We start from the raw sequence: 13,280 nt of genomic DNA, 5'->3' as shown, positions 1-13,280 counted from the left end.
GATTATTTTATTTGTAAATAAAAAATATTAAATGTGATTTTTTGATTGTTGTGTTTTAAGAACGGCGGCTAGGTTAAGCCCGAGTTTTCAGGGTGTCAACACGAAAAATTTGACATTTTAATGTTAATTAAATCTAACGTTAACATAATTGAAATGTTATAAAATGATTGCAATATGGAGTTGTTAATAGCTGTTTTTTATCTCTATGAGATATAAAGAATTAATTGATTTTTAAAGCTAAAACTCTATTTTTATTGCGCGTGGAAAGTTTAATAAAACTGACTTATGACAAATGTCACTATTTTGTATGGTCGGATCTGAAAATGAATAGAATTGACTTATTTCGGCAGAAAGTTGAATTTTTTGTGAATAAAAAATGCGTTATAAATATAAATCTAGACGGCTAACCGTTGAGGTTGCCGGAATATCGGCAGCCTCAAAAGCGATGATTAATTAGTATTCTAAAACGGTGCTCATTAATCCAGTTTCACCGACGACGAGTAAATAAGAGCGGTCTAGTGATGCATTGCAAAGACTTATAACCTCATCACCCATCATAATATCTTGATTACAGTCATCCACTTGATACCAGCTACTGACTTCTCCTTTATCAAATTCAACGTCTGAACCGTTAATATTTAATGTCATTGTTTTGGAAGCTAATACTCGTACGGTAAATTTATTATCGTGATCATCTTTAGACTTTCTAACCACCTTTATATCTAAGGTATCGTTGCTATCCTGCATTACAACAAAGTGATAATCTCGGTCATTACTTACCTTAATTTTTTCTTGTTCTACCATGCCAAGCTTGTTGACTGACTCAGCATAAAAACTGATTTCACGGTTGGTGTTATGTTCGTGTGTTATGCGTACGGGTTCTGAACCGGAAGCTAGTACTTTGACGCGATATTTATCGTCAGCGACATTTCGTTCATCACCGTCTAGCTCAGTGTTAGCAAGGTGAAATGCAATTTCATAATCGGTGGCATTAACCAAGTTATATTGGTTTTTATAGATGTCAGAACCGAAGTTAGCGGTCTCGACATCTTCAGACGAACATGCAACCGCTAATAGGGATAGGGTGGCTGCAGTTAGGATACGAAAGTTCATAGTTGATCTCCTTTATCAATATTTTGAACATAGGTCGTTATTCAAGCGATTTCGGAGCAAGAGTATAGGATGGAAAAATGAAAGGTTACTTAATGATGTTTATAAGATGTTAAAAAATGTAGTGTGTAAGGCTTTGTTACAAAATAAGGTACGTAATTTACGCCATTTTACTTTCTAACTAGGTGATAAATATTGGCTTTTGTAATAAGTTAAGTTTTATGACAACTACATTTTTAAACATAAATATAAATCCCTATTTGGATTTATAGTGTAGAGCAAGATGATAACGATAAAATCTTTAAGTAAAAGCTTTTCTAAAGAAGTACTGTTTGACAATTATTCACAACAGTTTGACCATAATAGGATTTGTTTAGCGGCACCGAATGGCGTAGGGAAAACCACCTTACTGAGTATGATTGCTGGACTTGATGATGCTTTCAATGGCGACATTCTTTTACAAGACAAGAAAATCGATAAACGCCAAACACTTGTTGCACTTGCGTCAGACAACATTCCATTTCCTGCTTTTTTGCGTGCAAAAGAGTTATTAACTCTCACATCAACTGCATGGCAATGTGATTTTCCTTCGCAGCTTGTAAACGACTTTCAGTTTGAAACCTTTTTAATGACGCGTTACGCGGATCTCTCCTCTGGTAACAAAAAGAAGCTTCAGCTTATTAATGCCTTGATGCGTAATACCCCTTATTTATTGCTCGATGAGCCTACTGCAGCTTTGGACGCGGCAGGCTGCGAATATATCGTTGAGCTCGCGCAAAACTACGCTGGCATGGTGCTGATGACAAGTCATGAGCCTGAACCTTTTTTACAAGTTGGATTTCACTCTGTTCCCTTAGCACCAAAGCAGGGTAGTTAATATGCTTTATTACTATCGTTACAGAAAGGCATCACTTTCCCTATCGCTGCAAGCCATAGGCCAGCAACTTCAGCAATTTGGCTTGATGATAGCTGCCTTGTTTCAAGTTTATCTGCTAGGTTTTATCGCAATACTATTTATGGGTATAGGTAAAATTGTAGAAAGTGATAATCCCATTGCACAGGTACAAATTGCATGGGGATTACTTGCGGCGCAAAGCTTTATTCTATTTGTGTTTCGAGATGCGGTTTTGGACAAAGCGCACCGAAGTTACCACCACACGATCCTCCATCGTGCCATCCATCAAAAAGTGGCGGATGGGTTGTCCGTACTGGTTGTTCATCCTTTATTATTGATGACGCTAATTCTCTGCTACTCGATTGGAATTGAGAAAATCACGCAAGCGTGGCACTTACTGTTTTTTGCGGTGACGCAATTCTTCATTGCCCTTTGTTTCATTTATCGACCCTTGGGGACCAGTATTGGGTTATTGTTAACAGCTATTATCAGTTTTGCTGTTGTCGAAATTACTTGGTATTTGGTCGCTGTAAACCTAATAGTGCTTGGCTGTGCAGTTTTGCTACCGCGTAAAGTGATGCTATCGGTTCTGGTTAAAGGGGTGAAGACATTTTGGCTGAGCTTTGCTTACAACCACTATTTTGTGTTGCTTTGGCGCATTGTGATGAGTGTGTTAGTGCTATGGTTTGGCGCGATCTTAAGCGCAGAGCGCCCCGATCTGATGGCAAATTACGTGCCGGGTCTGGTGACGTTAAATCTATTATGGTGGTCGAGCCTTGCCATTGATCTCAAACCTGAAGTCTACGACCGTACTGCATATTGGTTGAGTATAGATAAGCTGCAATCGGCAAAGCAGAGCATCTGGATTATTGTGTTGATGGCTGCCGTCTGTTTTTCAGTGCCTGTCTATATGTTATTAGGGCTGAGTGTAGTGAGTCTATTACCCTATATCTTTCTACCACTTTTAGTGTTAAGTGCATTAAAAAGTCCACAGCATTTAGCTATGACTTGGCTCAGCACCTTAGTGCTGAGCTATACCGCGTATGTGCTTTTGTAACGATAATCGCTAGTTAGCAGCTTCAGGTAGGCGAGTCAGTTTCTTGATATCGCCTTCTACACTTTCCATTTTTGCTATGAGTAGATCCCCAAGCGCGTCGATATCGTAATGCCAAATCAAGTGGCCGACTTTTTTAAGCGTAGGGTTTTGCGCTGGCATCAAGGTGAGTTGCCAAATGTAGTCCTCTTTTGACCAAGCGGATTGCCAATAGATGTCGTTGCCGCGAATTCTTAAGTTACTAAATTGATTGGTTTGTTTTTGACTTAGCGCATATTTATTTAACGCTTCTGAGTCGCTTTCGAAGAGCGTCTCGTACTCCAGCAATAGGTTTTGTTGTAGCACAAACCAAGTTTGTCTCTCGGGGTGATAAAAGACAAAGTCAGCTGTACTGTCATGGCTGCTGATAAGCGCCCCAGACAAGCTGTATTGGTTTAATGTTTCGCCGTCGTAAGCCCATAGTGTTTGCTCATCTATCCAGCCCATGCTTTTGACGGGCAGACTCAGCTGTGACTTGAACTGGGTGAGTGGGCGTTTTCGGTCGTATATCACTAAATCGTTATCACGGTTTGAGGCCAAATAGCTCAGCTCTGGACTCCATACTAAAAAACCAACGTACTCATGCCCCTGATAAAAGGAAAGCTGACTGATTTTATCATCGCGATATAGATACACCTCGCATACGCCGCTGCGCCTCGACATAAATGCCGTTTCCCCCAAGCTGTTGGTTAGTGGTAAATAATCGATGCTTGAGCTTGAAAATAAGGGGAGATCGTCTCGGTCTTTGATATTAACTTGAAAACTCTCCAATGCCGCGAATATATCACCGCGATTATCGCTTGAGAAGCTCGTGTATAAGCCAATTTCCGTTTCTTTGATGGCTTGACTGTCACCGTCTCTAAAGTGTCGCGATAGGCTGCCATATTGACTCGCAATAACGGCTTGATGATAAACATCAAACGCAACGGAAGTGACTGGGGCTGACCACTTCAGATGTACCGTGCCATCAAGCGCTTGTAGCCTTGCTAACCCTTGTTTATCTTGAACCAAATAAAAGGTTTTGTCTTGCCACGCTCGAAGGGCCATTTTTAACTGTTCATTGGCTGCCAAAGCAAGTGGCAGCTTAACCATTTGATGGGACTCAAGTCGGTAAAGGTGTGCTGCTTTGGCATTATATTGGCCGAACGTTAAGATAAGCTCTTTGTCACTTTTCCAAACGGGTTTAGTACCAACTTGGCAAGGAAGAATTTGCGAGCTATGAAAAAATTGCCCTGCGGCAGTCATAACATGAAGTTGGCAGCCACTACCTTGATATTGCCAAAAAGCCAGTTTGTCTGAGTCGGGACTCCAACTTGGAAAACTGATCCGCGAATCAAAGCGGTGTTCATTTAATTGAAAGCCTTGTTTGTTGGCAATAATAAGATGGGTAAAATCTTTTACATAGGCGATGAAATCTTTGCTCTGGTGAGCATCAACGTCAAATTCAAGGCCAAGCTCATGACTGAGGCTCGAGGTTTCGTAGCGTGATGGTGTCTTTTCTGTTGGTGTTTGATTAAAAAAGGCGATTGCACCAAAGCATAAAACTGCCATTGCGACGGCACTGAGTGAAAAAATACGGGGCTTGGTGATTACTTTGACTGGTTTTGTTGTATGACGAGGCGCTATTTCATGTCTTTCTAGTAGCGCGATAAAGCGATAGCCCCGCTTTGGGATGGTTTTGATGTAAATCGGGTTTTTAGGGTCATCCCCGAGCACTTTTCGCAGTTTAGTCAGAAGTTGATAAAGGCTATTGGGTTCGACAACCGCGTGTTGCCACAGCTGCTCGGTAAGCCAATATTTCTCTAGCACTTCGTTATGATGCTCAATAAAAAGCGCGAGTAACCTTGCCATTTGTGGTTCAAGTTTTACGGTTTCTTGGCTTTGCCTATGTGTTAGGCAATCTTGCTGGAGATCAAACTGCCAATGTCCAAAACAAACCATCTCTACTTCCTGTGCCTGCACGCTGAGTACCAATTTCAATAATCAAAACCAATTGTTCCCATAACGTTAGCGTTTCTTAAGATTAAGTCAATGTTTATAAAGGTTAAGTCAGCTTTCTTCAGAAAAAGTTAAGAACTTTTTACGGCAAAGTTTGTTGCAATAGCAGGCATAACTCTGAGGAAAGTATGTATGAATAAAAGCAATAAATTTTGGCTCGGTTTAAGTTATCCCATGATGGCAGGCGCTGTACTTGCGGAGCCTATCGTGGTTGATGGTAAGTTGAATGAAGCGCAGTGGGGTTCTGCTACGCACTTTGAACAATTTGTTCAGGTTGTGCCTGTAACTTTGGCATCTGCCAATGACAAAATTACCGCAAAAGCCTTTGCAACCGCCGACGGCGTTTATATTGGTATTAAAAATTTCCAGAATAAAGCCGAGCGCAAGCGACAATTCAATATTCATGACCGCTTTATGCAAGCTGACTTCAATCGGGTCGTTGTGGACTTTTCAGGCGACGGTAGTAGTGCATATCAATTTTCGGTGACATTAGGTGGCGGCTCGCAAGATGGTGTTGTAACCCCAAGCTTAAACGTGGATTACGATTGGGATGGGGACTGGCACTATGCCAATCATATTGACGATACGTATTGGACCACGGAATTATTGATCCCTTGGCATACCGTGTCGTTTCAGCCAGGAGATGAGCAGGGGCTTACAAAGATTGGGGTTTCGGTACAGTTGTATGAACTTAAAAGTAATTTTATCTATGCAAACCATGAGGATACAACAGCAAATAGCGATTTCTTCCTGACTATGCCAAAGATCGCAGCACAGATCCCCGCACATTCTCAATTGGCATTTGTGCCTTACTTCGCGCATCAGACTCAATTTGCACCTCTAAGCACTTCACCTTCCGAGCGTCAGCACCAGTCCGATCTTGGCTTTGATTTGTTTTACAAGCCTTCTCATCATCAGAAGGTGAGTCTTGCCGTGAATCCTGACTTTGGTCAGGTGGATATCGATGATGTTGACGTGAATTATTCAGCCGTAGAAACGCTTCGCACCGATAAACGTCCATTTTTCACCCAAGATATCAGCCTTTTTGAAGTTGCTGCACTTGAAAGCACTAAGCTTATTCATACTCGTCGTATAGGGGCATCAAGTGATAATGGTACACGCGCAATCACCCCCATAGATGCGGCGCTACGATTTGTACATAAAGGAAAGTCGGTACAATTTGGTACTTTTGCTGTGTCTGAGTCGGACTTTTCGGACGATATTGGTAAGCAGTTTTTTGCAGCAAGAGCTAATTATCGCACGCAAGATTGGCAGGCCGGTGTACTTGCGACCAAAACAGACCGACCGTTTCTTGAGAGCGATGCCATGAGTTATGCCCTTGATGGACAGTATCGTAGTGATACTTGGTCTTTCAAAGGCGCGCTATTACAAACTGAGGTAGAAACACAAAAGCAAAGTGTTACAGGTCAAGGTGTATCGCTAGACGCGGAGTATCAACTTTCTTTACAGACGAAGTTCGCTGCGCGCTATTTTGCTGTGGATGACGAATTTGATAACCGTGATCTCGGCTATATGAAACGCAATGACTGGCAGGTGAGCGAGCTTTATGGTGAATACTCGATGCACCCAAGAGACAGCTGGTTTACCAGATTAAAGCAGTCACTCACACTGAGGCATGAGCAAAATAATGCAGGAACTGGTTTAGCGGCCAGACAAGCATATTTAGCGCAGTTTTTGTTGGCAAATGGTGGTCAGCTCAACCTCGGGCTAGATTATTACACTAGCGGTAAACAAGACAACTTAGGGCGAGGCACTGAGGTGTTTGAGATGCCCAGCCGTGTAGAGTCTAGGGTCTTTTATCAAAGCCCTTATGTGGGGGATCTTTCTTGGGCTGCGAGTATTGAGCTTGACCAAGAAGGAATATCAGGCTCAGCACAGCAATACGCCGTGGATTTGACTTGGATGCCACACTACAACTGGAACCTTAAGTTGAGTAATTTCTTTAGAAGCGGCGATGGCTGGCTGATGGCGAACGGGCAAAATCGCTTGAGTGAATACGACAGAGATGAGTTTTCCAATAAATTGGAATTTAACGGTCGGATCACTGACAACCTTGAACTCAGTGGTTCGCTACAGTGGACGATACTTGAAGCGCAAAGTAAGACGATTTATCAAATTACCAACGGAGAGCTTCGCGAAATTCATGGTGACACCAGTTTTGACGACAGGCGCTTAGCAAGCCAGATAAAACTGCGTTATCGCATGGGTGCATATTCAGATATTTTTTTAGTGTATCAACGAGGAGGTGCAAACTTTTCGACACTTGAAAAGTCGCAGGTCGGGCGCAGAGATTGGTTTGGTAGTGTCGCCGATTTATGGCAACAACCAGTGCAAGACTTAGTGACGTTTAAAGTGCGATATTTATTTTAAATCACTAGAGCTGTGTTTCCCCGGCTCTAATCTGCCAAGAAAAAAGGTCAGAAAATTCTGACCTTTATATCCACGCTAATTGCTAGGGTAGTATGAACACTACCTAAACAAAAATAGTTATGCTGCGTCTGCTTTACTTGATTCCTTAGTTCTTGCTTTACCGGCAAGTAACTCTTCAGGGTCAAAGTCATCAACGTTGATAACGGCAAGACGTTTTGCTTCAACGGCAGTCAATTTTGCTGCTTCGTCTTCGCTCAGTACACCTGCTTCAAGCCCCATTGCTGCTACTTTATCAAGTTGCATAAACGGTAACTTTTTACCAGTACCACGGCATACCTTTTCAAATAACGGCTCTACGGCAAGAATGTCTTTTAGCGTTTGCTCTTGCTTACCAAGCAAGCACAGTGGCTCATCTTTTAAGTAGATGTGTGTTGCAAGGCGATCACGCGTTTCGCTAGGTACTTGAAGTAGCTGAGCAAGCTTGTGCTCCATTTTGTCGGTTGGTTTACGAACCGGACGACCAAATGGGAACAGTACCACTTTCAACAGGCCACGTAATGCAGCAGAAGGCATGTTGTTGATTAAGTCAGCAAGGGCACGTTGACAAAGGTACAGGTGCTCCTGACAAGACCATTGCACAAACGGTAAGTCTTCTTTACGACGACCTTCATCGTTATAGCGCTTAAGCGTTGCAGAAACCAAATAAAGGTAGCTTAATAAGTCGCCCAAACGTGCAGAAATACGCTCTTTACGCTTAAGTGAGCCACCAAATACAGCCATACAAATATCAGACATTAATGCCAATGATGCACTGTAACGAGCAGCATTACGATAATAAACCGCAGTTTCATCGTTAAATGGTACTTTGGTGAAACGTGCACCGGTTAGCGCTAACCACTTAGTTCTTACCAAGTTCGACATAGTGAAACCGATGTGACCCATCAAGGATTTATCGAAACTATCAAGCGCTTCTTGTTTATCTTTGATAGAACAAGCCTCAAGTTCAGCCAGTACAAAAGGATGGCAACGAATAGCGCCTTGACCATAGATGATCATGTTACGGGTTAGGATGTTTGCACCTTCTACCGTAATTGCAATTGGTGCACCTTGGTAACCACGGCCAACGTAGTTATTTGGTCCTAGACAAATCCCTTTACCACCATGAATATCCATGGCATGGATGGTTGAAGCACGCATTTGTTCGGTTAAGTGGTACTTCAAAATGGCAGAAACAACCGAAGGTTTTTCACCTAAATCTACTGCGCCAGTTGACATAGTCACCGCAGCATCAGAGCTATACGCATAGCCACCAAGTTTCGCTAGTGCCTCTTCAATCCCTTCCATCTTACCGATAGGAAGTTTGAACTGGCGACGAATGCGACTGTATGCGCCACTTGCAACTGCAAGAGATTTAATACCACCGGCAGAGTTTGAAGGTAGCGTAATAACACGACCAACCGACAAACACTCAACCAGCATGCGCCAGCCTTGTCCTGCCATTTTTGCGCCACCGATAATGAAGTCGAGTGGTACAAACACGTTTTCGCCTTGGGTAGGACCATTTTGGAATGGCACATTCAGTGGGAAATGACGGCGGCCAATTTTTACGCCAGGCGTGTTTGTAGGAATAAGCGCACAAGTAATACCTAGCTCTTCTTTATCACCTAATAGACCATCCGGGTCGCGCATCTTAAACGCCAGACCAAGTACAGTCGCAACAGGTGCTAAAGTAATATAACGTTTGTTCCACGTTAGGCTAATACCTAATACTTCTTCACCTTCCCATTCACCTTTACATACCACACCAAAGTCAGGGATAGATGAAGCATCAGAGCCCGCTTCTGGTGACGTTAATGCAAAACAAGGGATTTCATCACCCACTGCTAGACGAGGTAAGTAGTGTTCTTTTTGCTCGTCAGTACCGTAGTGCTGAAGTAGTTCACCTGGGCCTAACGAGTTAGGTACGCCCACGATAGACGAAAGTAAAGTTGATTTACTGGTAAGCTTTTGTAGTACACAAGATTGCGCGTAAGCTGAAAACTCAAGACCACCGTATTGCTTTTTGATGATCATCGCAAAGAACTTGTTGTCTTTTAAGTATTGCCACACGTCTTGCGGTAAGTCAGTCAGCTCGTGTGTTGCTTCCCAATCGTTAAGCATGGCACACACTTCTTCCACTGGGCCATCCAAAAACGCTTGCTCTTCAACGCTCAAGCGTGGCTTTGGAAACTGATGAAGTTTATCCCAGTTTGGGTTACCACAAAATAGATCGGCTTCCCACCAAGTCGTACCTGCATCAATCGCTGACTTTTCGGTTTCTGACATTGTCGGCGTAACTTTTTTGAACGCTTTAAATGCTGGAGCCACGATGTACTGCTGACGCAGGTTCGTTACTGAAAGCGGAATAACAATCGCTAAGAAAATTAACCAAGAGATAATGCCAAACGCACCAGCAAAGGTGCCAACTAGCATTGTAACTGCTGCAATACCTAGAGCGGTATTCCAGCTTGCGCGATGATAGCTTGCTGCACTGAGCAAGGCTAACAACGCGAGAACAAATATAAGTGTCATGTTGTTCTTCCTTATAAGAGGTCTGACCACCCAGTTAGACTAGCTGGTTAACGCTGATATTTCAAGCGTCTTCATACCCTCTATGCGAATTAGTTGATGCCTTGTTGTGACATATTATTTACGTTTGTACTTAATCTGAGTGTTAAATGACTCATGCCTCTCTTGTTGTTAATTTGAAGGTTACTTTGACTAAACCCCATCTACAACCTAAGAGGATTTTCAACGTTATTAATTACTGAACGATATTTAAGTGTAATGAACATAGTGCAATGTGGCGAAACTGCACATGAATTTTCTTTCAGCGAAGTGCCTAATATGTGCATTATAATTGCCAAAACTTCATGTCTGATTTGCATTGAAATACACGTTAATGTTTCTACAATTGGGTTAAGCATAGCGATAAAATGGTGCTTTAAGAGTTGCTAAGGAGTAGCAAATGCAGTCCATTTTCTTGGTAGCTATGTGAGTTAGGATTTACCGCCACAACCTAGTGTAGCGGTTGATATTGCTGTCCATGTTAAGGAGAAACAAGATGCAGCAGAGTATTTTTTATCTAGTCACTATTTTGGCCTTTGCGGCTATGTTGTCGGCCTTTCATCTCTTTCCTGAAGCGGTAATTTTTAATGTTTTTAGCAGTTTGTTTGCCGCATTACTTGGCTACCGAGCTTATACCCGTTGGGCTTTATTATTGTGTTGTATTAACGTGTTGGCCATGACGTTTTGTCCTTTGCTTGATTCAGGTGGCTGGTTAAGCCTCAAGGGAGCGGTCGTTTTTGTATGCTGTGTGATGTTTTTTGCAATAGCGCTTGGTTGCAATAAAGCGGTGACACAAAATAAAAGGTTTTATTATTAGTCGCCTACCTTGCCATGTTAAACTCGACTCAGGCGATGTGTTATCGCTTGAGTACTCGAGACAATAGGTGACAGGAAACCCGCATGCGAATATTAGCCGATCAAAATATGCCCTTAGTTGAGTCATTCTTCTGCGAAATTGGTGAGGTAACACGATTTGATGGCCGTAACCTTCAACCTGACGAGCTGAAAAACGTCGATATTCTATTGACTCGCTCAGTCACTAAGGTCAATGAGGCCCTGTTAGCACAAGCCGATAGACTGAAGTTTGTGGGGACTGCGACAATAGGGATTGATCATATTGATAGCTCATTGTTGGCCAGCGCCAATATCTCGTTCAGCAGCGCACCAGGCTGTAATGCGATAGCTGTTGCCGAATACGTGATAAGCGCTCTACTTGCATACGCACAAGAAACCTCCACGGCACTTAAAGATAAAACGATTGCCATCATTGGTGTTGGTAATATTGGCGCGTGTTTAGCATCAAAGCTTAAAGGGCTTGGTCTTACGATATTATTGTGTGACCCAGTCAGGCAGCAAGCAGGGACATTGGATTCACATGTAGCTTTAGATGAAGCCTTGGCTCGCGCGGATATCGTGACATTTCACGTTCCATTAGTTAAGCAGGGCCCGCATAAAACGGTTCATTTACTTGATGCATCGCGGATAGCGGCATTAAAGCCGGGCACGGTGATAATCAATGCAAGCCGTGGAGATGTTATCGATAATCAAGCACTTTTGCATGCGGTAGAGGGTGGGCAAACGCTTGAGCTGATCTTAGACGTTTGGGAAAATGAGCCGAATATTTTGCAGCCATTATTGCAATATACTCGCTTTGCATCTGTGCATATTGCCGGCCATACGCTAGAGGGTAAGGCGCGAGGCACGCAAATGTTATACGAAGCCGTATGCCGAGAATTCGATATACCAGCCAGCAAAACGATTAGTGATTTTCTCCCTAAACCAAGTGTCACTGGCTGCCAGTTGCAAAGCACAGCCAACGAGCAGGATATTATCAATTTAGCGCATCTTGTTTATGACATTCGTCGTGATGATGGCATCATGAGAAAACAGCTAAACACATTGGGCTTTGATACGTTGCGTAAAGCATATCCCGTGCGTCGAGAATTTAGTACAATTGCAGTCAATAATGACTCACCAATCAGTGAAAAGCTTTACCAACTTGGCTTTTCTGAGCACAAGAGTTAAGTGCTATGGTTGGTATATTACAGAATGAGGAAAAATAATGTCGCAAAAATATAATGTTGCGGTACTTGGCGCAACAGGTCTTGTTGGCAAGCAAATTATCGAATTACTAGCGGAACGAAAATTTCCTGTCGACACATTATACCCACTCGCGAGTAGCCGAAGCGCGGGTGAAGAGATTGACTTTATGGGTGAAAAAATCGAAGTTCTGGATGTTGAAGAGTTTGACTTTTCTAATGCCCATATCGGTTTGTTTTCAGCGGGTGGTTCCGTGTCGGAGAAATATGCACCAATCGCCGCTGAAGCTGGCTGCATTGTGATAGATAACACCTCACATTTTAGATACGACTTTGATATTCCATTAGTCGTTCCTGAGGTGAATAAAGACAGCCTCGCAGATTTTAGAAATCGTAACATCATTGCTAACCCAAACTGCTCTACAATCCAAATGCTAGTGGCGCTTAAACCAATTTATGATGCCTATGGCATTGACAGAATTAATGTTTCAACATACCAAGCGGTATCTGGTGCAGGTAAAGAAGCGGTAGATGAGTTGGCTAAGCAAACTGCAAACTTAATGAATGCAAGACCGATGGAAAACGAAGTGTTTAGCAAACAAATCGCTTTTAACGTCATTCCTCAAATTGATGCGTTCCAAGAAAATGGTTACACCAAAGAAGAAATGAAGATGGTGTGGGAAACGCAAAAAATCTTGGGCGATTCGAGTGTTTTAGTTAACCCGACTGCGGTTCGCGTTCCTGTGTTTTTTGGTCATGCTGAAGCCATTCATCTTGAAACGCGCATGCCTTATGATCTTGAACATGTTAAGCAGTTACTTGCTGATGCGCCGGGTGTTGAGTTAATTGAAGACGAAAACGACTACCCAACACCGGTAAGTGATGCAAGTGGTAACGATACCGTTTATGTGGGTCGTGTAAGGCAAGATATTTCACATCCATTGGGCTTAAACTTATGGGTGGTATCAGACAACACCAGAAAAGGTGCAGCAACAAATAGCATCCAAATTGCAGAAGCCCTTGTAGAAAGCTATCTATAAGTACCCATTGATATCGCAAAGTAAGCAAAATTTTGCTTACTATTCTGCGTTATAACGGCAAACTTCTGCCAAGAAGTTTGCCGTTAGGTCAAATACTTGACTATTCT

The 13,280-nt window shown here is 42.7% G+C and carries 9 protein-coding genes; 6 read left to right on the top strand and 3 right to left on the bottom strand.

What is annotated here, in order from left to right; translation table 11 throughout:
* Nucleotides 1–453: 453 nt before the first annotated feature.
* Complete coding sequence (locus EXT48_RS11525; RefSeq protein ID WP_010606260.1) at nucleotides 454–1,113, bottom strand: hypothetical protein; 660 nt, start codon at nucleotides 1,111–1,113, stop codon at nucleotides 454–456.
* Between the two features lie 280 nt (nucleotides 1,114–1,393).
* Here EXT48_RS11525 and EXT48_RS11520 point away from each other — a divergent pair, with 280 nt between their 5' ends.
* Both EXT48_RS11520 and EXT48_RS11515 read left to right on the top strand, forming a co-directional pair.
* Nucleotides 1,394–1,987, top strand: a complete 594-nt coding sequence (locus EXT48_RS11520; protein ID WP_130164523.1) for an ATP-binding cassette domain-containing protein — start codon at nucleotides 1,394–1,396, stop codon at nucleotides 1,985–1,987.
* Between the two features lies 1 nt (nucleotide 1,988).
* Entirely contained in the window at nucleotides 1,989–3,062 is a 1,074-nt protein-coding gene (locus EXT48_RS11515; RefSeq protein ID WP_130164522.1) for a DUF6136 family protein, read from the top strand.
* A 9-nt stretch (nucleotides 3,063–3,071) separates the two neighbouring features.
* Here the strand turns inward: EXT48_RS11515 and EXT48_RS11510 are convergent, their stop codons facing one another.
* Complete coding sequence (locus EXT48_RS11510) at nucleotides 3,072–5,039, bottom strand: winged helix-turn-helix domain-containing protein (RefSeq protein WP_130164521.1); 1,968 nt, start codon at nucleotides 5,037–5,039, stop codon at nucleotides 3,072–3,074.
* A gap of 189 nt (nucleotides 5,040–5,228) precedes the next feature.
* Here EXT48_RS11510 and EXT48_RS11505 point away from each other — a divergent pair, with 189 nt between their 5' ends.
* On the top strand, nucleotides 5,229–7,487 hold the full coding sequence (locus EXT48_RS11505) for a DUF5916 domain-containing protein (RefSeq protein WP_130164520.1): 2,259 nt from the start codon (nucleotides 5,229–5,231) through the stop codon (nucleotides 7,485–7,487).
* A gap of 117 nt (nucleotides 7,488–7,604) precedes the next feature.
* Here EXT48_RS11505 and fadE read toward each other — a convergent pair whose 3' ends face one another.
* Entirely contained in the window at nucleotides 7,605–10,058 is a 2,454-nt protein-coding gene (gene fadE, locus EXT48_RS11500; protein WP_039496080.1) for an acyl-CoA dehydrogenase FadE, read from the bottom strand.
* Nucleotides 10,059–10,590: 532 nt separating this feature from the next.
* On the opposite strand from fadE, the gene EXT48_RS11495 reads away from it, so the two are divergent.
* The 3 genes from EXT48_RS11495 (at nucleotide 10,591) to EXT48_RS11485 (ending at nucleotide 13,173) form a co-directional block, all read left to right on the top strand.
* On the top strand, nucleotides 10,591–10,911 hold the full coding sequence (locus tag EXT48_RS11495; RefSeq protein WP_130164519.1) for a DUF6419 family natural product biosynthesis protein: 321 nt from the start codon (nucleotides 10,591–10,593) through the stop codon (nucleotides 10,909–10,911).
* An 83-nt stretch (nucleotides 10,912–10,994) separates the two neighbouring features.
* Complete coding sequence (locus tag EXT48_RS11490; protein ID WP_130164518.1) at nucleotides 10,995–12,119, top strand: 4-phosphoerythronate dehydrogenase; 1,125 nt, start codon at nucleotides 10,995–10,997, stop codon at nucleotides 12,117–12,119.
* Nucleotides 12,120–12,156: 37 nt separating this feature from the next.
* Nucleotides 12,157–13,173 (top strand): aspartate-semialdehyde dehydrogenase, encoded by a 1,017-nt coding sequence (locus tag EXT48_RS11485; protein ID WP_130164517.1) that lies wholly within the window; start codon nucleotides 12,157–12,159, stop codon nucleotides 13,171–13,173.
* The last annotated feature ends 107 nt before the right edge of the window (nucleotides 13,174–13,280 follow it).

Source organism: Pseudoalteromonas sp. CO348 (genome assembly GCF_004208845.1).
In the GTDB taxonomy this organism is placed as follows: Bacteria; Pseudomonadota; Gammaproteobacteria; order Enterobacterales; family Alteromonadaceae; genus Pseudoalteromonas; species Pseudoalteromonas maricaloris.
The sequence above is the reverse complement of the archived record's forward strand: the minus strand, read 5'-3'. Positions and strand labels throughout refer to the sequence as shown.

Coding starts and splice junctions, on each gene's coding strand:
- EXT48_RS11525 (WP_010606260.1), bottom strand. CDS start 1,113: ATGAACTTTCGTATCCTAACTGCAGCCACCCTATCCCTATTAGCGGTT.
- EXT48_RS11520 (WP_130164523.1), top strand. CDS start 1,394: ATGATAACGATAAAATCTTTAAGTAAAAGCTTTTCTAAAGAAGTACTG.
- EXT48_RS11515 (WP_130164522.1), top strand. CDS start 1,989: ATGCTTTATTACTATCGTTACAGAAAGGCATCACTTTCCCTATCGCTG.
- EXT48_RS11510 (WP_130164521.1), bottom strand. CDS start 5,039: ATGGTTTGTTTTGGACATTGGCAGTTTGATCTCCAGCAAGATTGCCTA.
- EXT48_RS11505 (WP_130164520.1), top strand. CDS start 5,229: ATGAATAAAAGCAATAAATTTTGGCTCGGTTTAAGTTATCCCATGATG.
- fadE (WP_039496080.1), bottom strand. CDS start 10,058: ATGACACTTATATTTGTTCTCGCGTTGTTAGCCTTGCTCAGTGCAGCA.
- EXT48_RS11495 (WP_130164519.1), top strand. CDS start 10,591: ATGCAGCAGAGTATTTTTTATCTAGTCACTATTTTGGCCTTTGCGGCT.
- EXT48_RS11490 (WP_130164518.1), top strand. CDS start 10,995: ATGCGAATATTAGCCGATCAAAATATGCCCTTAGTTGAGTCATTCTTC.
- EXT48_RS11485 (WP_130164517.1), top strand. CDS start 12,157: ATGTCGCAAAAATATAATGTTGCGGTACTTGGCGCAACAGGTCTTGTT.